This is a genomic window from Streptomyces sp. NPDC023157 (assembly GCF_055560575.1).
The window spans coordinates 641,153-662,347 of the sequence record NZ_JBVHIL010000005.1; the positions used below are offsets into that span (position 1 = coordinate 641,153).

At 71.6% G+C, this 21,195-nt stretch carries 17 protein-coding genes, 4 tRNA genes and 1 other RNA gene; 14 read left to right on the forward strand and 8 right to left on the reverse strand.

Going from position 1 to position 21,195, the window contains the following annotated elements:
• The first annotated feature begins 131 nt into the window (after nt 1-131).
• On the forward strand, nt 132-665 hold the full coding sequence (locus ACZ3ZE_RS21650; protein WP_361167894.1) for a hypothetical protein: 534 nt from the start codon (nt 132-134) through the stop codon (nt 663-665).
• A 91-nt stretch (nt 666-756) separates the two neighbouring features.
• Here ACZ3ZE_RS21650 and ACZ3ZE_RS21655 read toward each other — a convergent pair.
• Nucleotides 757-844, reverse strand: a tRNA-Ser gene (locus tag ACZ3ZE_RS21655).
• 118 nt (nt 845-962) lie between these two features.
• Here ACZ3ZE_RS21655 and ffs point away from each other — a divergent pair.
• The 6 genes from ffs (at nt 963) to ACZ3ZE_RS21685 (ending at nt 9,564) form a co-directional block, all read left to right on the forward strand.
• Nucleotides 963-1,061, forward strand: an RNA gene (gene ffs / locus ACZ3ZE_RS21660) — signal recognition particle sRNA small type.
• 50 nt (nt 1,062-1,111) lie between these two features.
• Nucleotides 1,112-3,247 carry a DNA polymerase III subunit gamma and tau gene (locus ACZ3ZE_RS21665; protein WP_467260195.1) on the forward strand — a complete coding sequence of 712 codons (2,136 nt, stop codon included), beginning with the start codon at nt 1,112-1,114 and terminating at the stop codon, nt 3,245-3,247.
• 61 nt (nt 3,248-3,308) lie between these two features.
• Nucleotides 3,309-4,559 carry a phosphoribosylamine--glycine ligase gene (gene purD / locus ACZ3ZE_RS21670; RefSeq protein ID WP_361167888.1) on the forward strand — a complete coding sequence of 417 codons (1,251 nt, stop codon included), beginning with the start codon at nt 3,309-3,311 and terminating at the stop codon, nt 4,557-4,559.
• Nucleotides 4,560-4,885: 326 nt separating this feature from the next.
• A complete protein-coding gene (locus tag ACZ3ZE_RS21675; RefSeq protein WP_467260196.1) occupies nt 4,886-6,829 on the forward strand; it encodes a M48 family metalloprotease in 1,944 nt (647 codons plus the stop codon).
• 289 nt (nt 6,830-7,118) lie between these two features.
• On the forward strand, nt 7,119-8,579 hold the full coding sequence (locus ACZ3ZE_RS21680) for a N,N-dimethylformamidase beta subunit family domain-containing protein (RefSeq protein ID WP_361167882.1): 1,461 nt from the start codon (nt 7,119-7,121) through the stop codon (nt 8,577-8,579).
• Nucleotides 8,580-8,667: 88 nt separating this feature from the next.
• Nucleotides 8,668-9,564 (forward strand): phosphoribosylaminoimidazolesuccinocarboxamide synthase, encoded by an 897-nt coding sequence (locus ACZ3ZE_RS21685; RefSeq protein ID WP_361620975.1) that lies wholly within the window; start codon nt 8,668-8,670, stop codon nt 9,562-9,564.
• A 44-nt stretch (nt 9,565-9,608) separates the two neighbouring features.
• Here the strand turns inward: ACZ3ZE_RS21685 and ACZ3ZE_RS21690 are convergent.
• From ACZ3ZE_RS21690 to ACZ3ZE_RS21705, 4 genes are all read right to left on the reverse strand, one after another.
• A tRNA-Gly gene (locus ACZ3ZE_RS21690) sits at nt 9,609-9,684 on the reverse strand.
• A 193-nt stretch (nt 9,685-9,877) separates the two neighbouring features.
• Nucleotides 9,878-9,950 (reverse strand) — tRNA-Gly (locus ACZ3ZE_RS21695).
• An 80-nt stretch (nt 9,951-10,030) separates the two neighbouring features.
• Nucleotides 10,031-10,102, reverse strand: a tRNA-Gly gene (locus ACZ3ZE_RS21700).
• Between the two features lie 113 nt (nt 10,103-10,215).
• On the reverse strand, nt 10,216-10,560 hold the full coding sequence (locus ACZ3ZE_RS21705; protein WP_361167876.1) for a histone-like nucleoid-structuring protein Lsr2: 345 nt from the start codon (nt 10,558-10,560) through the stop codon (nt 10,216-10,218).
• A 362-nt stretch (nt 10,561-10,922) separates the two neighbouring features.
• Here ACZ3ZE_RS21705 and purS point away from each other — a divergent pair, with 362 nt between their 5' ends.
• The 3 genes from purS to purL are packed head-to-tail and all read left to right on the forward strand — an operon-like array spanning nt 10,923 to nt 14,094.
• A complete protein-coding gene (gene purS, locus ACZ3ZE_RS21710) occupies nt 10,923-11,168 on the forward strand; it encodes a phosphoribosylformylglycinamidine synthase subunit PurS (RefSeq protein WP_361167873.1) in 246 nt (81 codons plus the stop codon).
• Complete coding sequence (gene purQ, locus ACZ3ZE_RS21715; RefSeq protein WP_361167870.1) at nt 11,165-11,845, forward strand: phosphoribosylformylglycinamidine synthase subunit PurQ; 681 nt, start codon at nt 11,165-11,167, stop codon at nt 11,843-11,845. The genes purS and purQ overlap by 4 nt, the downstream gene beginning before the upstream one ends.
• Nucleotides 11,845-14,094, forward strand: a complete 2,250-nt coding sequence (gene purL / locus ACZ3ZE_RS21720; RefSeq protein ID WP_363290575.1) for a phosphoribosylformylglycinamidine synthase subunit PurL — start codon at nt 11,845-11,847, stop codon at nt 14,092-14,094. The genes purQ and purL overlap by 1 nt, the downstream gene beginning before the upstream one ends.
• 64 nt (nt 14,095-14,158) lie before the next feature.
• On the opposite strand, the gene ACZ3ZE_RS21725 is transcribed toward purL, so the two are convergent.
• A complete protein-coding gene (locus tag ACZ3ZE_RS21725) occupies nt 14,159-14,569 on the reverse strand; it encodes a nuclear transport factor 2 family protein (RefSeq protein WP_361167864.1) in 411 nt (136 codons plus the stop codon).
• A gap of 66 nt (nt 14,570-14,635) precedes the next feature.
• Here ACZ3ZE_RS21725 and ACZ3ZE_RS21730 point away from each other — a divergent pair, with 66 nt between their 5' ends.
• From ACZ3ZE_RS21730 to purM, 4 genes are all read left to right on the forward strand, one after another.
• Nucleotides 14,636-15,424, forward strand: a complete 789-nt coding sequence (locus ACZ3ZE_RS21730; protein ID WP_361620977.1) for a maleylpyruvate isomerase family mycothiol-dependent enzyme — start codon at nt 14,636-14,638, stop codon at nt 15,422-15,424.
• Nucleotides 15,425-15,573: 149 nt separating this feature from the next.
• Entirely contained in the window at nt 15,574-16,368 is a 795-nt protein-coding gene (locus ACZ3ZE_RS21735; protein ID WP_467260198.1) for an META domain-containing protein, read from the forward strand.
• A gap of 241 nt (nt 16,369-16,609) precedes the next feature.
• Nucleotides 16,610-18,136 carry an amidophosphoribosyltransferase gene (gene purF, locus ACZ3ZE_RS21740; protein ID WP_361167855.1) on the forward strand — a complete coding sequence of 509 codons (1,527 nt, stop codon included), beginning with the start codon at nt 16,610-16,612 and terminating at the stop codon, nt 18,134-18,136.
• Between the two features lie 44 nt (nt 18,137-18,180).
• Complete coding sequence (gene purM / locus ACZ3ZE_RS21745) at nt 18,181-19,248, forward strand: phosphoribosylformylglycinamidine cyclo-ligase (protein WP_329422501.1); 1,068 nt, start codon at nt 18,181-18,183, stop codon at nt 19,246-19,248.
• 159 nt (nt 19,249-19,407) lie between these two features.
• On the opposite strand, the gene ACZ3ZE_RS21750 is transcribed toward purM, so the two are convergent.
• On the reverse strand, nt 19,408-19,665 hold the full coding sequence (locus ACZ3ZE_RS21750; RefSeq protein WP_361167852.1) for a DUF3073 domain-containing protein: 258 nt from the start codon (nt 19,663-19,665) through the stop codon (nt 19,408-19,410).
• A 301-nt stretch (nt 19,666-19,966) separates the two neighbouring features.
• Entirely contained in the window at nt 19,967-21,055 is a 1,089-nt protein-coding gene (locus tag ACZ3ZE_RS21755) for a Leu/Phe/Val dehydrogenase (protein WP_361167849.1), read from the reverse strand.
• Nucleotides 21,056-21,195: the final 140 nt, after the last annotated feature.

Sequence of the window (21,195 nt, forward strand, 5' to 3'; positions counted from 1 at the left end):
CGCTGGTTCGCTGGCCCTGGGAGTTCTGGGGATCGACGGGGAGGCCGGTCATTCGCCGTAGCCGCCACAAGCGCCACTGCCTCATCAATGAGGGCGCTGGCCACTGTGGGGCGATTCACGCGGACTGGTTCGTGCCCGCGCTGTGCCTCCCGCAGCGGAAGCCCGTCCGCATCGAGGACCTGGTCGTGCACAGCGCGACGGGCGAGAGCGTCCCGGTCTACGTGCCCAACCGAGGGAACGGCCGTGCCGGCCGGCACATGTGGGTCTCGGCCAACGACCGCGCGCTGTGGCAGGAGCTCATCGGCGAGAAGACGCCTCTCCCCACGGCCCCGGCCGAAGAGGAGGACGACGTGATCACCTTCGCCGAGCGGGAGATCGACCGTACCTGCCGAGCGGGGGAAGAGGGCTGGTTCGTCAGCGACGGTCGGCCCGTCCGCGATCTCGACCAGCCGACCGGCGGCTTCACCCTTCCCCGCATGCCGGTCCAGCGCTCCCGCGACCCGATGCGGATCACCACCGTGGAACGCGCCGCCGCCTCCGCCGCACTGGGATGCCCGCCGTGGGAGCTCGGGCTGTGCGCCGGCTGCGGCCAGCTCATGCGGCGCTACGGACGGAACGCAGCCATGTTCTGCAACGTGTGCCGGTCCGTCCTCAACGACCGGTAGACGGGAACTGCAACCAAAACTGCAACCACGCACGTCGAAGGGCCCCACCGCAAGCGGTGGGGCCCTTCGACTTAGTGCCCGGTGAGGCACTTGGCGGAGGATACGAGATTCGAACTCGTGAGGGGTTGCCCCCAACACGCTTTCCAAGCGTGCGCCCTAGGCCACTAGGCGAATCCTCCGGGGAGAACATTACATGACCGGAGGGGGTGCTCGCGCACACGATTCGACGGGTGGGGTCGGCGAAGGGTGCAGGTCGAGGGGGGTGGCGGGGGAGGGGTCGGGATCGGGTACTCTGGGCAGAGCCCCTCACGTGGCGCTATCTGACTGAACTCCCCCAGGGCCGGAAGGCAGCAAGGGTAGGTCGGCTCTGGCGGGTGCGTGGGGGGCGCTTGCGTTCCCGGGTCGTCGTTCCCGGGTTGTCAGTGGGCGCCTATAACCTCGTATACGTGTCGTCTCTCGCGCTGTACCGCCGCTACCGCCCCGAGTCCTTCGCCGAGGTCATCGGGCAGGAGCATGTCACTGACCCGCTGCAGCAGGCGCTGCGGAACAACCGGGTCAATCACGCGTACCTGTTCAGCGGCCCCCGTGGATGCGGCAAGACGACCAGCGCGCGGATCCTGGCGCGCTGTCTGAACTGTGCGCAGGGCCCCACCCCCACCCCGTGCGGGGAGTGCCAGTCCTGCCTCGACCTCGCGCGCAACGGGCCGGGGTCCATCGACGTCATCGAGATCGACGCGGCGTCCCACGGTGGCGTGGACGACGCCCGTGACCTGCGGGAGAAGGCCTTCTTCGGGCCCGCCTCCAGCCGGTACAAGATCTACATCATCGACGAGGCGCACATGGTCACCTCGGCGGGCTTCAACGCCCTGCTGAAGGTGGTCGAGGAGCCGCCGGAGCACCTCAAGTTCATCTTCGCGACGACCGAGCCCGAGAAGGTCATCGGCACCATCCGGTCGCGTACGCACCACTACCCCTTCCGGCTCGTCCCGCCCGGCACCCTGCGGGAGTATCTGGGCGAGGTCTGCGGCCGCGAGGGCATCCCCGTCGAGGACGGCGTGCTGCCGCTCGTCGTGCGGGCCGGCGCGGGTTCGGTGCGTGACTCGATGTCGGTGATGGACCAGCTCCTCGCCGGCGCCACCGACGTCGGTGTGACGTACGCGATGGCGACCTCCCTGCTCGGCTACACCGACGGGTCCCTGCTCGACTCGGTGGTGGACTCCTTCGCCTCCGGTGACGGCGCCGCGGCCTTCGAGGTCGTCGACCGCGTCATCGAGGGGGGCAACGACCCCCGCCGGTTCGTCGCCGACCTCCTGGAGCGGCTGCGCGACCTGGTGATCCTCGCGGCCGTGCCCGACGCCGCTGAGAAGGGGCTCGTCGACGCCCCGGTCGACGTCATCGAGCGCATGCAGGCGCAGGCCTCCGTCTTCGGCGCCGCCGAGCTCAGCCGGGCCGCCGACCTCGTCAACGCCGGTCTGACCGAGATGCGCGGCGCGACCTCGCCGCGGCTCCAGCTGGAGCTGATCTGCGCGCGCGTGCTGCTGCCCGCCGCCTTCGACGACGAGCGTTCGATGCAGGCGCGGCTCGACCGGCTGGAGCGCGGGGCCGCCGCCGCGCCGGCGCCCGTGTTCACGACGAGCTCGCCCGCGCCGCAGATGGGGTACGTGCCGGCGCCCGAGGCCCATGTCCCGCCGCCCGTCGTCCCCGTGCCGCAGGCCGCGCCCATGCCGCCGGCTCCGGCTCCCGCTCCCGTTCAGCCCGAGCCCGTCGCGTACCAGCAGGCCCCCGCGCCCCAGCCGGAGGCCGCCGACGCGCCGCGCCCCGGTGCGTGGCCCGGCGCCGCCAAGCCCGGCGGCGGTGCGCCCGGCGCCTGGCCGGGAGCCGCCGTGCCCGCGGCGGCGCCCGCCCCGCAGGCCCCGGCCGCCACGCCGCAGGCCGCCGCCCAGCCCGCCGCGCCGGCGGCCGGCGGCAGCATGGCCGCGGGCGCCGCCCAGGTGCGCAACATGTGGCCGCAGATCCTGGAGGCGGTCAAGGGCCGCCGCCGCTTCACCTGGATCCTGCTCTCGCAGAACGCCCAGGTCGCCGGCTTCGACGGCACCACCCTCCAGCTCGGCTTCCTCAACGCGGGCGCCCGGGACAACTTCGCGAGCAGCGGCAGCGAGGACGTGCTGAAGGCCGCCCTCGCCGAGCAGTTCAACGTGAACTGGCGCGTCGAGGCGATCATCGACCCCTCGGGCGGTGCCGCCCCGCCGCCCGGTGCCGGAGGCTTCTCCGGCGGGGGCGCTCCCGGCGCCGGTTTCGGAGGCGGCGGCTTCGGCGGCCGCCCGGCCGCGCCCGCCCCCGCGCAGGCCCCGCCGCCCGCGCAGCAGGCCCCGGCCCAGGCCCCCGCTCCCGCACAGGCCCCGCCGCCCGTCCAGCACGCCCCGGCCCCCGTCCACACGCCGCAGGCGCCGCCGCCCGTCGCGCCCGAGGACGACGTGCCGGAGGAGGACGACCCGGACCTCGTGGACTCCGCGCTCTCCGGCCACGACCTGATCGTGCGCGAGCTCGGCGCGACGGTCCTGGAGGAATACACCAACGAGTAGCGACGTCTCGCTCGGTGGCCCGCACAAGGGGCATCCGTCCCCTCGGGCTACCCTGGCTGGCGTGAAGGTCCTCGTCATCGGCGGCGGCGCCCGCGAACATGCCCTGTGCCGCTCCCTCTCTCTCGATCCCGACGTCACCGCTCTGCACTGCGCGCCCGGCAACGCCGGAATCGCCGAGGTCGCCGAGCTGCACCCCGTCGATCAGCTCGACGGCGACGCCGTCGCCCGCCTGGCCACCGAGCTCGGCGCCGAACTGGTCGTCGTCGGCCCGGAGGCCCCGCTCGTCGCGGGCGTCGCCGACGCCGTCCGCGCCGTCGGCATCCCCGCCTTCGGCCCGTCCCGGGAGGCGGCGGAGCTGGAGGGCTCCAAGGCGTTCGCCAAGGACGTCATGGCCGGGGCGGGCGTCCCGACCGCCCGCAGCTACGTCTGCACCACCCCCGAGGAGATCGACGAGGCGCTGGACGCCTTCGGCGCTCCGTACGTCGTCAAGGACGACGGCCTCGCCGCCGGCAAGGGCGTCGTGGTCACCGACGACCTGGCGCAGGCCCGGGAGCACGCCCTCGCCTGCGACCGTGTCGTGATCGAGGAGTTCCTGGACGGCCCCGAGGTCTCCCTCTTCGCCATCACCGACGGCACCACCGTCCTCCCGCTCCAGCCCGCGCAGGACTTCAAGCGCGCGCTCGACGGCGACGAGGGCCCGAACACCGGCGGCATGGGTGCCTACTCGCCGCTGCCGTGGGCCGACCCCAAGCTGGTCGACGAGGTCATGGCGACCGTCCTGCAGCCGACCGTCGACGAGCTGCGCCGCCGTGGCACCCCGTTCTCCGGTCTGCTGTACGCGGGCCTGGCGATCACCAGCCGCGGCGTGCGGGTGATCGAGTTCAACGCGCGCTTCGGCGACCCGGAGACCCAGGTCGTGCTGGCCCGCCTCCGCACCCCGCTCGCGGGCGTCCTCCTGAACGCCGCCAACGGCACCCTTGAGGACCAGTCGCCGCTCACCTGGCGCGACGACGCCGCCGTGACCGTGGTGGTGGCCTCGCACAACTACCCGGACACCCCACGTACCGGCGACCCGATCGAGGGCCTGGCCGAGGTCGCGGCGACCGACGCCCCGGAGGCGTACGTGCTGCATGCCGGCACCCGGCGCGAAGGCGACGCCGTCGTCAGCGCCGGCGGCCGTGTGCTGTCGGTGACCGCCACCGGCACGGACCTGGCGCAGGCCCGCGAGCGCGCCTACGCGGCAGTCGGCCGCATCCGCCTTGACGGTTCCCAGCACCGTACGGACATCGCCCTCAAGGCCGCCGGCGCCTGAGCGCACCGGAACCGCTCCCCAGTGGAACAGAGCGGAACAGAGCACAATAGAGCGGAACAAAGCAGGATCAAGCAGTACGAAAGCGCGGCCGTGCAGTGAACAGCACGGCCGCGCTGCCGTCATCACCTTTACCCAAAGCCATTCCATCGAGTGACGGATCGCCCGTCTGGATGACGCCCGCCGAAGCCCCAACTAGGGTGCGGCGAAGGCGTTGCGGCGGTGTTCCGGCACTTGGCCCACCGGCATTGCGATGTCAGTGACGGATGCCACAGTGGGGGAGTGAGCAACACCGCCACGGGTAGTCCCGACAAGGGCAGGAGGGGGTGATGTACGGCGTGTCCGGTACCGGTTCGGTGATCGGCGACGAGCTCGGCGCGCGGGCCGCGCGGGTCCGCGCCCTGGCCGTGCTCCGCGTCCGAGGCAGGGCTCTGGGGGCCGCGGTGCTCCCCGCCGCCGTCGCCGTCGTCCTCTACGCGGGCGGCGTCACCGACCACTTCACGGGCCCCGCCTGGGACACCGCCCGCTGGGTGGTCACCGTCGTCGCCGTGATCGTCCTCCTCACCGCGACCGCCGTCGCCCTGGTCGTCGCACGCGCCCGCCCGGCCGTGACGCCGACGGTGGAGCTCGCCGAGACCTCCGCCCCCGACCTCTACCGGATGGTCCGCGACCTCGCCGACCGCCTCGGGGTCCCCGCCCCCTCCGCGATAGCCCTGACGCCGGACTGCGACAGCTGGCTGGAGGACCGCTCGCACCCGGCCCACGGCCGGCACCGCGGCGGCGACGCGCCCGTCCTCGTCATCGGCTCCCCCTTCCTGTGGTGGATGCGCGTCGGCGAGCTCCGCGCGGTCCTCGCCCCCGTCGTCGCCGGTACGGGACCGGCCGCCCACCCCGACATAGCCGCCGCCCGCCGTTTCGTACGGGGCCTGGACGCGGCGGTCGCCGTGCCCCGGCGCCCCGGCCTCGACCCGGTCCGCAAGCTGGGCGCGCTCGGCGTCGGCCGACTCGCCCGGATCATGCTCGTGGGCTGCCGCACGCACGCCGCCGAGATGGAGCGGGGCGTGGCCGCGGCCGGCTCCGAGCGCGCGCAGGCCGTGGACTACGGCGTACGGATCGTCGCCCAGGAACAGGTCGGCCTCGCCTACGCGGGCTGGGACCGGCTGCTGACCCGCGTCGCCCTCCCCGCCTGGCGGATGGGCCGCTGGCCCGCGCGCCTGGACGCGGGCGTGGTCTCCGCCCTCACCGAGCTCTCCCGCCGCGACCGCCTCGCCGAGGGCTTCACCTCCCGGCTCGGCGAGCGCCCCGCCTGCGACCTCCTGGACGAGCCCGGCGCGGTCGACGCGGCCACCTCGCTGCTCGCCGCCCGCCTCTTCCACGGCGGCCCCGCCGAGCCGGGCCCGGACTGGGCGCCGGTCGAGTGGAGCGAGTACCCGGAGGAGGTCGTCGACCGCAAATGGCGCGCCGACGCCGCCCGCCTCCACCAGGTCCTCGACCGCCTGGGCCCGCCCGACCCGCCCGACGGGACCCACGCCGCCGAGGACCACCCGTCCACCAAGCCCTCCGACGGCCCCGACGACGGCCCCACCCTGTCCCGCGTGATGGCCCGCCTCGCCACGCCCCGCCTCCAGGCGGGGGCGCCGGCCGACGAGGCCGCCACCGAAGCGGACGCCGTGGCCGAAGCCCAAGCCGACAGCGAGGCCGAAGCCTCCCTCGACCCGGCCCCGGCGCCCGCCCGCGCCCTGGCCGAGGACCCGGCCGAGGACCCGGACTCGGCCGCGGCCCCGGCCCCGGCGCCCGCCCGCGCCCCGGCCGAGGGCCCGGTCGCGGCCCCGGACCCGGCCACAGACCTGCCCCCCGACCCCGACCCCGACCCCGACCCCGACCCCGACCCCCCAGGCAACCCCGCCGCCGACGTCCTCGCCGCCGCGCTCACCGCGCAGGCGGCCCGTGAGGAGGGGCTGCGGCCGGTCGTGCCCGACGCGGAGGGGCCGGACGGGGCGTTGCCGCTGTTCCCGCTCCAGCCGCCGCGCACCGGGCGGGATCTGCTCGCCGACCACGTGGCGGCCATGGTCTGCTGCGCCGCCGTGGACACGGCGGAGGCGGCCCCGGGGCTGGACTGGCTCGACGGGCCCGCGCTGCTGGTCGCCGGAGTGCGGAGCACCGATCTGAACGGCGTGGTCCTCGCGCTCGTCGAGGACGGCGACCCGGAGCCCCTGCGCGCCTGGCTGGCGCGCACGGGAGTGCGCCCGGAGAAGCCGGTCCGGCTGGTCTGAGGGCCGCGCGCGAGACCCTCCGGGAGAGCCCCCGGGCGAGAGCCGCGCCCGCCCCGCAGCCCGCCCCGCACTCGACCCCACAACAGCCCCGCCCCCGACCCCCCAACCGCCCCCGAACCACGCTCACGCGCAGCTCAGCACACCGGAGTGGCTGGTTCCACTCTCGTCAATTCACGACGAACGGTGACGGAGTGCGTGCGTTATGTGATGTGCTGGAGACCGGCACTGACAGAGGCAGTATCCAGAGGCACTGACCAGCCGACCGGGGGAGTCGAGGGAGGGGCGCAACATGGGGGCCGAGCAGATCAGGCGGTGGGAATCGGGCGCGCTCGCCCATGCCGTATCGGATCCTTTCGGTCAGGGCCCGCTGCCCTGGCTGCGTCATTCCGAGAACTACGTCGACGACACCGGTCAGATGGTGCCCTGGTACGCCGACGAGACGCTGGCCCGTGGTGGCGCCGGCGGGCCGCGGACCGCGGACGACGTGCACGGTCAGATCAAGGGCTTCGCCTCCAGCGGGGCCGTCGCGCCCGGCGAGGCGATCGATTTCCACATCACGGTGGACCCGCCGCAGCAGTTCTCGGTCGACATCTACCGGATCGGGCACTACGGCGGCGACGGAGCCGCGAAGATCACCACCAGTCCGCGGCTCTCCGGGATCGTGCAGCCGGCCCCGCTGACCGCCGACCGGACCGTCTCCTGCCATCACTGGTGGCAGTCCTGGCGGCTGCAGATCCCGTCGTACTGGTCGATCGGCGCCTATGTCGCCGTCCTCACCACCGTCGGCGGCTACCGCTCGCACATCCCGTTCACGGTCCGCGACAGCCACCCGGCGGACCTGCTGCTCGTCCTGCCGGACGTGACCTGGCAGGCGTACAACCTCTATCCGGAGGACGGCCGGACGGGCGCCAGCCTCTACCACGCCTGGGACGAGGAGGGCCGGCTGCTCGGCGAGGAGGACGCGGCGGTCACGGTCTCCTTCGACCGCCCGTACGCGGGCGCGGGCCTGCCGCTGCACGTGGGCCACGCCTACGACTTCATCCGCTGGGCCGAGCGCTACGGCTACGACCTGGCGTACGCCGAGACCCGCGACCTGCACGCGGGCCGGGTGGATCCGAGCCGCTACCGGGGCCTGGTCTTCCCGGGCCACGACGAGTACTGGTCGGCGCCCATGCGCCGGAGCGCCGAGCTCGCCCGCGACCAGGGCACCTCGCTGGTCTTCCTCTCCGCCAACACCATGTACTGGCAGGTGGAGCTGGGCCCGTCGCCGTCCGGTGCCCCGGACCGGCTGCTCACCTGCCGCAAGCGCCGTGGCCCCGGCCGTCCGGCGCTGTGGCGGGAGGTCGACCGGCCGGAGCAGCAGCTGCTCGGCATCCAGTACGCGGGGCGGGTGCCCGAACCGCACCCGCTGGTCGTACGGAACGCGGACCACTGGCTGTGGGAGGCCACCGGCGCGGGCGAGGGCGACGAGCTCCCGGGCCTGGTCGCGGGCGAGGCGGACCGCTACTTCCCGCGCACCGCGCTCCCCGAGCACCAGGGCCGCATCCTGCTCGCCCACTCGCCCTACCGGGACGGCGAGGGGGCGCTCCGGCACCAGGAGACGAGTCTCTACCGGGCCCCGTCGGGTGCCTGGGTCTTCGCCGCCGGCACCTTCGCCTGGTCGCCGGCGCTCGACCGGCCGGGCCATGTGGACCCCCGGGTCCAGCGCGCCACGGCGAACCTCCTCGACCGGATCTGTAAGAGGGACTGAGCGGGGGGTCACAGGGCCTGGCGGCGGGATCCGCCCTGATGTGCGAGAGAATCGGACACGCTCCTGGATCAACCTACGCGGAGGAACCGTGTCCGGATTCGTAGAAAAGCCCGAGCCTGTCCAGGTACCGGGCCTGACCCATCTCCACACGGGCAAGGTCCGCGACCTGTACCGGAACGAGGCGGGCGAGCTCGTGATGGTGGCGAGCGACCGCATGTCGGCCTACGACTGGGTGCTGCCCACCGAGATCCCGGACAAGGGCCGGGTCCTCACCAAGCTCTCCCTGTGGTGGTTCGACCGGCTCGCCGACCTGGTCCCGAACCACGTGCTCTCCACCGACCTGCCGGCCGGCGCGCCCGCCGACTGGGAGGGCCGCACGCTGATCTGCAAGTCCCTGGACATGGTCCCGGTCGAGTGCGTCGCCCGCGGCTACCTCACCGGCTCCGGCCTCGTCGAGTACGACGAGTCCCGCACGGTCTGCGGCCTCGCGCTTCCCGAGGGCCTGAAGGACGGTTCCGAACTGCCCGCCCCGATCTTCACCCCGGCGACCAAGGCCGCGGTCGGCGACCACGACGAGAACGTCTCGTACGAGGAGGTCGCCCGCCAGGTCGGCGCCGAGACGGCCGCGGTGCTGCGGCAGACGACGCTCGCCGTGTACGGCCGGGCCCGTGACATCGCGCGTGAGCGGGGCGTCATCCTGGCCGACACGAAGTTCGAGTTCGGCTTCGAGGGGGAGACGCTCGTCCTCGCCGACGAGGTCCTCACCCCGGACTCGTCCCGTTTCTGGCCGGCCGACCAGTGGCAGCCGGGCCGCACCCAGCCCTCGTACGACAAGCAGTTCGTGCGGAACTGGCTGACCTCCCCGGCCTCCGGCTGGGACCGCAAGAGCGAGCAGCCGCCGCCGGCGCTCCCTGAGGAGGTCGTGGCCGCGACCCGCGCCAAGTACATCGAGGCGTACGAGCGCCTGACCGGGACCGCCTGGTAGGGGAACGAGAAAGCCCCCGGTCGATTCGACCGGGGGCTTCTTCATGGAGCGGACGACGAGATTCGAACTCGCGACCCTCACCTTGGCAAGGTGATGCTCTACCAACTGAGCCACGTCCGCATGCGCCTGAGCGCGCTGCTAACTATACAGAAGGTTCTGGGTGCCGATGACACGGTTTTCCAGGCTTCCCGCTGTGGTGGTCGCCACAGATCCACTGGGCGGACGGCTGGACCGGCCGGACGGCTGGACGGCTGGGCGAGTGCCGGGCATGACGAAAGCCCCGGTTCTGATGAACCGGGGCTTTTGTTCCCTGAGCGGACGACGAGATTCGAACTCGCGACCCTCACCTTGGCAAGGTGATGCTCTACCAACTGAGCCACGTCCGCATTGCCTCCGCTCGGCTTTCACCGGGCGGCGCGAGCACCACTCTACCTGATGCACCGGAGTGCTCGGTAACGCGATGCAGAGCGGGTGACAGGGATCGCACACTGCGCCTTCCCCCTGGAAGGGGGCTGTTCTGCTACTGAACTACACCCGCACGCTGCTTGAGGTTCGGGGCCTTCCGGCCTCGCCCCTCGGCGTGTTCCAGACTCTAGCGGATCATGGGGGGTGGGATGCAAATCCGGGGTCCGGCCCGGAGTGCCCCCGGGGTCAGCTCGCGGCGCGGAAGGCCTCGTAGACCCGCTTCGGGATGCGGCCGCGGGCGGGCACGTCCATCTTGTTGGACTGCGCCCAGGCGCGGACCGCGGCCGGGGCGGGGGCGAGCGCGGTGTGCTTGAAGCCGCCCTCGGGCAGCGCCCGCGTGGCGCCGGCGGACCGGCCGCTCAGCTTGCGGCCCGCGGCCAGGTAGGGCGCGAGCGCCTTGCGCAGTTTCTTTGCATTGGCGGGATTCAGGTCGATCTCGTACATCTTCCCGTCCAGGCCGAACGCGACTGTTTCCGCCGCTTCTCCGCCGTCGATGTCGTCGGAGAGGGTGACCACCACACGCTGAGCCACGGATATCGGTCCTTTCCTGCGGATCGCCGTTGCCGTCTCGACGCTCGTGCCGCTCTGACGTGCGGCGATGTCGATACGGTGGCTCCCCTAGGGGCAATACTGCGCTGGTCTGGTGCCTGTTCGTGCCCGGTTGCGCACGTCTGGTTTTTTCTCTGCATTCCCTTTGTACAGTGGCGAGTGGCGCATTGTGAAGCCCACTCAATTGCTTCCGCGTGTCCCGGTCGGCGGACGATATTCCACTTGAATTCATCAGCGTGCCGTGCAGGGGCTCTTTGTAGGATCCTTCAGACTTCTACCCGCGTAGAATTTGGAGGCAGGTACGCTGAGGGAACCGCCCACGCAACACACCACCGGGAGTGCCAGTGGCACGCGTCGTAGTCGACGTCATGCTCAAGTCGGAGATCCTCGACCCCCAGGGACAGGCGGTGCAGCGTGCACTGCCCCGCCTTGGATTCGAGGGCATCGCCGACGTCCGCCAGGGGAAGCGCTTCGAGCTGGAGGTGGAGGGACCGGTCGACGAGGCCGCCCTCGCCCGCATCCACGAGATGGCCGAAACGTTCCTTGCCAACACCGTGATCGAGGACTTCACCGTGAAGGTGGAGTCGTGACCGCACGCATCGGCGTCGTGACGTTCCCCGGAACGCTCGACGACCAGGACGCGCTGCGCGCCGCCCGCCTCGCGGGCGCCGAGCCCGTCTCCCTCTGGCACCGCGACAAGGACCTCAAGCAGGTCGACGCCGTGGTCCTGGCCGGCGGTTTCTCCTACGGCGACTACCTGCGGGCCGGCGCCATCTCCCGCTTCTCGCCGGTGATGGAGTCGATCATCGAGCAGGCGAAGGCGGGCATGCCCGTCCTCGGCATCTGCAACGGCTTCCAGATCCTCACCGAGGCCCATCTGCTGCCGGGCGCCATGCTGCGCAACAACCACCTCCACTTCATCTGCCGCGACCAGAAGCTGCGGGTGGAGAACGCGGAGACCGCCTGGACCTCGGACTACACCGAGGGCCAGGAGATCGAGGTCCCGCTCAAGAACATGGACGGCCGGTACGTCGCCGACGAGCGCACGCTCGACGAGCTCGAGGCCGAGGGGCGGGTGGCCTTCCGCTACCTGGACATGAACCCCAACGGCTCGCTGCGGGACATCGCGGGCATCACCAACGCCGCCGGCAACGTGGTCGGCCTCATGCCGCACCCGGAGCACGCCGTGGAGCCGCTCGTCGGCACCGGCAAGACCGACGGCCTCGGATTCTTCACCTCGATCCTCAAGAAGCTGGTCAACGCCTGATGACTCTGGACACGGTCAAGCACGCGACCGAGACGCCCGACGTCGAGCAGCCCTGGAAGGAACTCGGCCTCAAGCAGGACGAGTACGAGCGGATCCGCGAGATCCTCGGCCGCCGTCCCACCGGCGCCGAGCTCGCCATGTACTCCGTCATGTGGTCCGAGCACTGCTCCTACAAGAGCAGCAAGGTCCACCTGAAGCAGTTCGGCGAGAAGGTCCCCGAGAACGACGCCATGCTCGTCGGCATCGGTGAGAACGCGGGCGTCGTCGACGTCGGCCAGGGGTACGCGGTCACCTTCAAGGTCGAGTCGCACAACCACCCCAGCTACATCGAGCCCTACCAGGGCGCGGCCACCGGCGTCGGCGGCATCGTCCGCGACATCCTCGCCATGGGCGCCCGTCCGGTCGCCGTCGTCGACCCGCTGCGCTTCGGCGCCGCGGACCACCCCGACACCCGGCGCGTGCTGCCCGGCGTGGTCGCCGGCATCGGCGGCTACGGCAACTGCCTCGGCCTGCCGAACATCGGCGGCGAGGTCGTCTTCGACTCCTGCTACCAGGGCAACCCGCTGGTCAACGCCGGCTGCATCGGCGTGATGAAGCACGAGGACATCCACCTGGCCAAGGCCTCCGGCCCCGGCAACAAGGTGATCCTCTACGGTGCCCGCACCGGTGGCGACGGCATCGGCGGCGTGTCCGTGCTGGCCTCGGAGACCTTCGACGACACCAAGCCGACGAAGCGCCCCGCGGTCCAGGTCGGCGACCCGTTCCAGGAGAAGCTGCTCATCGAGTGCACCCTGGAGATCTTCCAGGAGAAGCTGGTCGCGGGCATCCAGGACCTCGGCGGCGCCGGCCTGTCCTGCGCCACCTCGGAGCTGGCCTCGGCCGGTTCCGGCGGCATGCGCGTGGAGCTCGACCGGGTCCACCTGCGCGACGCGACGCTCTCGCCCGAGGAGATCCTCATGAGCGAGTCGCAGGAGCGCATGTGCGCGATCGTCGAGCCCGAGCACGTCGACCGCTTCATGGAGATCTGCGAGAAGTGGGACGTCATCGCGGTCGTCATCGGTGAGGTGACCGACGGCGAGCGCCTGGAGATCTTCTGGCACGGCGAGCAGATCGTCGACGTCCCGCCGCGCACCGTCGCGCACGAGGGCCCCGTCTACCACCGGCCGTTCGCGCGCCCGGAGTGGCAGGACGCCCTGCAGGCCGACGACGCCGGCAAGCTGCCCCGGCCGCAGGGCGGCGCCGAGCTGAAGGACCAGGTCCTCAAGCTGGTGTCCTCCCCGAACCAGGCCTCGAAGTCCTGGATCACGGACCAGTACGACCGGTTCGTGCAGGGCAACACGGTCCTGGCGCAGCCCGAGGACGCGGGCATGGTCCGGATCGACGAGGAGACCAACCTCGGCGTGGCCATGGCGACCGACGGCAACGGCCGGTACGCCAAGCTGGACCCGTACACGGGTGCGCAGCTCGCGCTGGCGGAGGCGTACCGCAACGTCGCCGCCTCCGGTGCGAAGCCCCTCGCGATCTCGGACTGCCTGAACTTCGGTTCGCCCGAGGACCCGGCCGTGATGTGGCAGTTCGCCGAGGCCACCCGTGGTCTCGCGGACGGCTGCCTGCAGCTGGGCACCCCGGTCACCGGCGGCAACGTGTCGCTGTACAACCAGACCGGTGAGGTCGCGATCCACCCGACGCCCGTCGTGGCCGTCCTCGGTGTGATCGACGACGTCAACCGCCGCACCCCGATCGCCTTCGCGGAAGAGGGCCAGCTCCTCTACCTGCTGGGCGACACCAAGGAGGAGTTCGGCGGTTCGGCCTGGTCCGAGGTGATCCACCAGCACCTCGGCGGTCTCCCGCCGGCCGTGGACCTCGACCGGGAGAAGCTGCTCGGCGAGATCCTGATCTCGGCCTCCCGCGACGGCATGATCGACGCGGCCCACGACCTGTCCGACGGCGGTCTGGTCCAGGCGGTCGTCGAGTCCTGCCTGCGCGGCGGCAACGGCGCGCGCCTGGTCGTGCCCGAGGGCATGGACGCGTTCACGTTCCTCTTCAGCGAGTCGGCCGGCCGTGCGGTCGTGGCCGTCCCGCGCAGCGAGGAACTCCGCTTCACCGACATGTGCGGTGCGCGGGGTCTGCCCGCCGCCCGCATCGGTGTGGTCGACGGCGACGAGGTCGACGTGCAGGGCGAGTTCAGCCTCTCCCTGGAGGAGCTGCGCACCGCGCACGAGGCGACGATCCCGGCCCTGCTGGCCTGATCCGTCCCCGTATCCGTACGGAGAGAAGCCCCCGTCCGAACTGGGCGGGGGCTTCGCCGTGGGGTCAGTCGCCCAGGGAGTAGAAGGCGTCGAGCTCCGCGATGTCCTCGACGCATTCGTCGATGTCCGAGACCTTGCCTCCGATGATCGTGAAGAAGAGGGCGCCGGGCATCTCTATGCCCCGGTCGCCGTGTTCGGCGAACCACTTGTGGCTCGCGATGGCGTGGCCGCGCCCGTCGACGGTGATGGTGCCGAGTTCGATACGCAGGGTGCCGCCGGTGTACTCGGCCAGCGACCCGTACATGGCGATGACGTTGTCGCGGCCCTTGAAGTGCCCGCCGAACCGGGTGGTCCCCGGCGAGTGGTGGGTGCAGTCGCTGGTCATCAGGGCGGACAGCGCCGCCATGTCACCGTTCATGAACGCTTCGTAGCCCCGCCGCACCAGGACGGCATCGGGGTGCTCGTGATGGGTCATGGTCCCGGCATGCCTTTCGGTGAGGGGATGTCCCCCCTCCTCAAGTCTCGGGGCTAGCCTCGGCCCATGCCACCCGCCAAGAAGCGCGCCCGCAGCTACGACTCCGCCAAGACCCGAGCCGCCGTCCTCGCCCAGTTCGGGCACGTACGGGACGCGGTGCTCGCGCTGCCCCCGGCGGCGCTCGACGGGCCGACCCGGCTGGGGGCGTGGACGGTGCGGGAGCTGGCCGGGCACATCGCGTGGATGGTCGACTCGGTGCCCGCGCTGCTCGCCGCGCCCGAGCCGGCGAAGCAGGAACTCCCGCTCCTGGACTGGCCGTCCGTGACCGCGTCGGCCGCCGAGCGGATCGACGAGCACACCCGGGGCCTCGGTACCGCCGACCTGGCCGGTCTCTACGAGCGGACCCGGGAGGCGTACGAGACGGCGGTGGCGGCGGCCCCGGACACCCGGCTGCTGCCGGTGAGCTTCGGGGCGATGACGCTCGCCGACTTCCTCGTCACCCGGACCGTCGAACTCGTCGTCCACACCGACGACCTGAGCGCGGCGACCGGCGTCTCCATCCCGTACGACCGGCAGGCGCTCGCCGCCTGCACCCGGCTGCTCGCCGACACCCTCGCGGCACGGGCCCCGGGCGGCGCGGTGGAGGTGCGGGTCCCGCCGTACGCCGTGGTGCAGTGCGTCGAGGGGCCCCGGCACACGCGGGGCACCCCGCCGAACGTCGTCGAGACGGACCCGCTGACCTGGATCCGGCTCGCGACCGGGCGGGCCGAGTGGGCGGTGGAGCTGGACACGGCGCGGGTGAGCGCGAGCGGGGAGCGGGCGGATCTGGCGGGACTGCTGCCGCTGATGGGCTGAGGGGGCCGGGTCCGTACGGGTCGACTCGGAGCCGTACGCCGGCCGGGACGCGGCCCCCCGGAAACGGCCCCCGGAACCGCCCCCGGCAACCGGCCGCCCCGCAACCGGCCGCCCCGGAACCATAAGAGGAGCCGTCCCGTCCCATCCGCATGAAGAAGCCGCGCGTGTTCGCCGCCCTGGTCCCGCTGCTCTTCCTCGCCGCCTGCGGTTCGCAGCAGGGGGCAGGTCCCGGAGCCGGCACCGTCACCCCCGGACTGCCCGTCGAGGGCACCGACTGGACGATCGGCGCGGTCACGGTCGACGGCGCCCGGTCGGCGGCCCCACCCGGGGCGCGGGTGGCGTTCACGGAGGACGGGCGGGCACGGGGGAACAGCGGCTGCAACACCTTCGGCGCCGCCGTGGCCGTGGACGGCACCACCCTCACGGTCGCCCCGAGCGAGGTCACGGAGATCGGCTGCCCCGCTGACCTGCACCGCTTCGAGACGGCCCTGCTCAAGGCGTTCGACGGGCGGCTCAAGGGCGAGCTGAAGGGGAAGGCGCTCACGCTGACCTCGCCGGACGGGCGCCGGGTCGTGGAGCTGACCGCCGAGCCCGACGCCCCGCTCGTCGGCACCACCTGGACGGTGGACGCGCTGCTCTCCGGGAAGACCGCCGCGTCCCTCCCGGCCGGCTCCGAGGGGAAGGCGAAGCTGACCTTCGGCAAGGACGGGCGGCTCACCGGCAGTCTCGGCTGCAACCGGGTCACCGCGCCCGCGCGGATCAGCGGCGGGACGATCACGCTGGGCGCGATCGCGACGACCCGGATGATCTGCACGGGCCCCCAGATGGACCTGGAGACGAAGCTGTACGAGGCCCTCGACGGCCCTCTCGGCTACCGGCTGGACCACCGCACGCTGACCGTCACCGACGCGGACGGCCAGGGCTTCACGGCGACCGCGGGCTGAGCCGGGGGCCCGCCGGCTGCGTCCTCCGTCACATCCCGACCGTTCGGCCCGTGCCGTACGAGCGTCCGCTTCGGGGGCTCGTGTCACCGGCCGTCGGGCGGGAGCCCTTGTGCCCCTTGCTTTGTGGGCTCCGACAAGGATCGAAGGATCACTTCGTGGGATCGTACGAGCAGCTCAGGGGCCCTACCACGACCCGTTCGCCAATTCGGACCAGTGGTCGATCTCGCCTACACTCGGAGCCGTGCCACGTGGTGACGGTCGACTCAATCACGATCTGCTCCCCGGCGAGAAAGGCCCCCAGGACGCTTGTGGCGTCTTCGGTGTCTGGGCTCCGGGTGAAGAGGTCGCAAAGCTCACGTACTTCGGGCTCTACGCCCTCCAGCATCGGGGCCAGGAATCCGCGGGAATCGCGGTTAGCAACGGCTCCCAGATCCTCGTCTTCAAGGACATGGGCCTCGTGTCCCAGGTCTTCGACGAGACCTCTCTCGGTTCCCTCCAAGGTCATATCGCGGTCGGTCACGCCCGCTACTCGACCACCGGGGCCTCCGTGTGGGAGAACGCGCAGCCGACGTTCCGGGCGACCGCCCACGGCTCGATCGCGCTCGGCCACAACGGCAACCTGGTGAACACGGCCAAGCTGGCCGAGATGGTCGCCGAACTCCCCAAGCGGGAGGGCCGGTCCACTCAGGTCGCCGCGACCAACGACACCGATCTGGTGACCGCGCTCCTCGCGGGCCAGGCGGACGAGGACGGCAAGCCGCTCACCATCGAGCAGGCGGCCGCGAAGGTCCTCCCCGACGTCCGGGGCGCCTTCTCCCTCGTCTTCATGGACGAGCACACGCTCTACGCGGCCCGTGACCCGCAGGGCATCCGCCCGCTGGTCCTCGGCCGGCTGGAGCGCGGCTGGGTCGTCGCGTCGGAGTCCGCCGCCCTCGACATCTGCGGGGCGACCTTCGTCCGCGAGGTCGAGCCGGGCGAGCTGGTGGCCATCGACGAGAACGGCATCCGCACCTCGCGCTTCGCGGAAGCGAAGCCCAAGGGCTGTGTCTTCGAGTACGTGTACCTGGCCCGTCCCGACACGGACATCGCCGGTCGCAACGTGTACCTCTCCCGCGTGGAGATGGGCCGCAAACTGGCCAAGGAGGCGCCTGCCGACGCCGACCTGGTGATAGCGACGCCGGAGTCCGGCACCCCGGCCGCCATCGGCTACGCGGAGGCCTCGGGCATCCCGTTCGGTGCCGGCCTGGTCAAGAACGCCTACGTCGGCCGGACCTTCATCCAGCCCTCGCAGACCATCCGCCAGCTGGGCATCCGGCTGAAGCTGAACCCCCTCAAGGAAGTCATCAAGGGGAAGAAGCTGGTGGTCGTCGACGACTCGATCGTCCGCGGCAACACCCAGCGGGCCCTGGTCCGGATGCTCCGCGAGGCCGGTGCCGCCGAGGTCCACATCCGGATCTCCTCGCCGCCGGTGAAGTGGCCCTGCTTCTTCGGTATCGACTTCGCCACCCGCGCGGAGCTGATCGCCAACGGCATGACGGTCGACGAGATCGGCAAGTCGCTGGGCGCGGACTCGCTCTCGTACATCTCGCTCGACGGGATGATCGAGGCGACCACCATCCAGAAGCCCAACCTGTGCCGCGCCTGCTTCGACGGCGAGTACCCGATGGAGCTGCCGGACCCCGAGCTGCTCGGCAAGCAGCTCCTGGAGACCGAGCTGGCCGCAGGCCCCGCAGCCACCGCGGCCGCGGACGCCCTGCGCCGCCCGTAAGACCCCGCTGCGCCCGCGCAGTACGACACGAAAGTTCTGAAGCCATGTCTCAGGCCACCGGTGCCAGCTACGCGAGCGCGGGCGTCGACATCGAAGCGGGCGACCGCGCCGTCGAGCTCATGAAGGAGTGGGTGAAGAAGACCCAGCGCCCCGAGGTCCTCGGTGGCCTCGGCGGCTTCGCCGGGCTCTTCGACGCCTCCGCCCTCAAGCGGTACGAGCGCCCGCTGCTCGCCTCCGCGACCGACGGCGTCGGCACGAAGGTCGACATCGCCCGCCAGATGGGCGTGTACGACACGATCGGCCACGACCTGGTCGCCATGGTCATGGACGACATCGTCGTCTGCGGTGCCGAGCCGCTCTTCATGACCGACTACATCTGTGTCGGCAAGGTGCACCCGGAGCGGGTCGCCGCCATCGTCAAGGGCATCGCCGAGGGCTGCGTCCTGGCCGGCTGCGCCCTGGTCGGCGGCGAGACGGCGGAGCACCCGGGCCTCCTCGGCCCGGACGACTTCGACGTCGCGGGCGCCGGAACGGGTGTCGTGGAGTACGACCGGCTGCTCGGCGCGGATCGCATCCGTACGGGTGACGCGGTCATCGCCATGGCGTCCTCCGGTCTTCACTCCAACGGGTACTCGCTCGTCCGCCACGTGGTCTTCGACCGCGCCGGCATGACCCTGGACCAGCAGGTCGAGGAGTTCGGCCGGACCCTGGGCGAGGAGCTCCTGGAGCCCACCAAGATCTACTCGCTGGACTGCCTGGCGCTGACCCGGACCACCGACGTCCACGCCTTCAGCCACATCACGGGCGGCGGCCTGGCCGCCAACCTGGCGCGGGTGATCCCGGACGGCCTCCACGCCACCGTGGACCGGTCGACCTGGGCCCCGGGCGCGGTCTTCGACCTGGTCGGCAAGGCGGGACAGGTCGAGCGCCTGGAGCTGGAGAAGACCCTCAACATGGGCGTCGGCATGATGGCCGTCGTCCCCGCCGACTCGGTGGACGCGGCGCTCACCACGCTGGCCGACCGGGGCGTCGAGTCCTGGGTGGCCGGTGAGATCACCGAGCGCGGCGACAAGGCGAGCGGCGCGGAGCTGGTCGGCGACTACGCGAAGTAGCCGAACCGGGCACGTACACACGGAGGGGCACACCTTGACGTCAAGGTGTGCCCCTCCGCGTACGTACTGGGGGGAGCCGCGCGCCGAGGTGGCTACCGTCCCCGGACATCGCAGAAACCCGGTCCGAGGTCCCCGGACCGGGCTGCGATGTTCAGAAGGTCAAGCGCGACGCTGAGCGGACGCCGGACCGGACTCGTCGTCCTCGTCCTCGTCGTCCGTGTTGTAGAGATCCGCGTACTGTGCGTACGGGTCGTCTTCTTCGTCGTCGTCGTCTTCGAACGGCTCGCCATTCGGCGGCTGATTCGAAGTCGAAGCGCCCAGCTCATTGGCCAGACGCGACAGGTCAGTCCCGCCGCTGCTGTACTTCAGCTGGCGGGCGACCTTCGTCTGCTTGGCCTTTGCCCGGCCGCGCCCCATGGCTCGACCCCCTCGGTGACGGGGCTCGACGGCCCCAGAGTCTTGACACGCGTTCATGATCCAGAACGGACTCTCGAATGAGAGACCGGTCCGTAGGGCTTCAACGGTACCTGTTTCCGTCGGTCTACGGTACGCCGCGCGCATCACATACCTCGGTACAGAACCTTCGAGGAGCCCCGTCCTCGCTGGTCAATCGCGATTTTAACCCCTTCTTGAGGGGCGACCCGCCGATCGGCGTGAGCGAAGTCTCCCGATATCCCCCCGGGAGGGCCCTCCGCCGGCGGGTCGCCCCCGGCGAGGGTCAGTCGCGGCGGGCCTCGGCCATCCTCTGCTCGGCGATCCGGTCGGCCGCCGCGGCCGGCGGAATTCCGTCAGACTTTGCGCGAGCGAAGATTTCGAGGGTGGTGTCGAAGATCTTCGTCGCCTTGGCCTTGCAGCGGTCGAAATCGAAGCCGTGCAGCTCGTCGGCCACCTGGATCACGCCACCGGCGTTGATCACGTAGTCGGGCGCGTAGAGGATGCCCCGCTCCGAGAGGTCCTTCTCGACACCGGGGTGCGCGAGCTGGTTGTTGGCGGCACCGCAGACGATCTTCGCGGTGAGGACCGGCACGGTGGCGTCGTTCAGCGCCCCGCCGAGGGCACAGGGGGCGTAGACGTCCAGGCCCTCGGTGCGGATCAGCGCGTCGGTGTCGGCGACCACGGAGACCTGCGGGAACCTCTCGGTGATCCGGCGCACCGACTCCTCGCGGACATCGGTGATCACGACCTCGGCGCCGTCGGAGATCAGGTGCTCGACCAGGTAGTGGCCGACCTTGCCGACGCCCGCCACGCCGACCTTGCGGCCGCGGAGGGTGGGGTCGCCCCAGAGGAACTGCGCGGAGGCGCGCATGCCCTGGAAGACGCCGAAGGCGGTGAGGACGGAGGAGTCGCCGGCGCCGCCGTTCTCGGGGGAGCGGCCGGTGGTCCACTGGTTGGTGCGGGCCACGACGTCCATGTCGGCCACGTAGGTGCCGACGTCGCAGGCCGTCACGTAGCGGCCGCCGAGGGAGGCCACGAAGCGCCCGTAGGCGAGCAGCAGTTCCTCGGTCTTGATCGTCTCGGGGTCACCGATGATCACGGCCTTGCCGCCGCCGTGGTCGAGGCCGGCCATGGCGTTCTTGTACGACATGCCGCGGGAGAGGTTCAGCGCGTCGGCGACGGCCTCCGCCTCGGTGGCGTACGGGTAGAAGCGGGTGCCGCCGAGGGCGGGGCCCAGGGCGGTGTTGTGGAGGGCGATGACGGCCTTGAGGCCGGTGGCGCGGTCCTGGCACAGCACGACGTGTTCGTGGCCGCCCTGCTCCGAGTGGAACAGGGTGTGCAGTACATCAGGAACGCCGGTCACATCGGTCACGGTGGTGACTCCCAAGTTGATGCGGCGGAAGGTCCCCCCTGCGGGTGGGGGTGGGACCAGGTCGGCACGAGGGTAAGTCCTACCTGGCCGTAGCAGGGACGCAGTGCTGAGGATCACCCCCTCTCGGAGTACCCCCGTGG

Excerpts from the sequence above, each read along its gene's own strand:
- ACZ3ZE_RS21680 (WP_361167882.1), top strand. The coding sequence starts at position 7,119 with ATGGGGGCCGAGCAGATCAGGCGGTGGGAATCGGGCGCGCTCGCCCAT.
- ACZ3ZE_RS21730 (WP_361620977.1), top strand. The coding sequence starts at position 14,636 with ATGCCACCCGCCAAGAAGCGCGCCCGCAGCTACGACTCCGCCAAGACC.
- ACZ3ZE_RS21735 (WP_467260198.1), top strand. The coding sequence starts at position 15,574 with ATGAAGAAGCCGCGCGTGTTCGCCGCCCTGGTCCCGCTGCTCTTCCTC.
- ACZ3ZE_RS21675 (WP_467260196.1), top strand. The coding sequence starts at position 4,886 with ATGTACGGCGTGTCCGGTACCGGTTCGGTGATCGGCGACGAGCTCGGC.
- ACZ3ZE_RS21750 (WP_361167852.1), bottom strand. The coding sequence starts at position 19,665 with ATGGGGCGCGGCCGGGCAAAGGCCAAGCAGACGAAGGTCGCCCGCCAG.
- ACZ3ZE_RS21725 (WP_361167864.1), bottom strand. The coding sequence starts at position 14,569 with ATGACCCATCACGAGCACCCCGATGCCGTCCTGGTGCGGCGGGGCTAC.
- purM (WP_329422501.1), top strand. The coding sequence starts at position 18,181 with ATGTCTCAGGCCACCGGTGCCAGCTACGCGAGCGCGGGCGTCGACATC.
- purL (WP_363290575.1), top strand. The coding sequence starts at position 11,845 with ATGACTCTGGACACGGTCAAGCACGCGACCGAGACGCCCGACGTCGAG.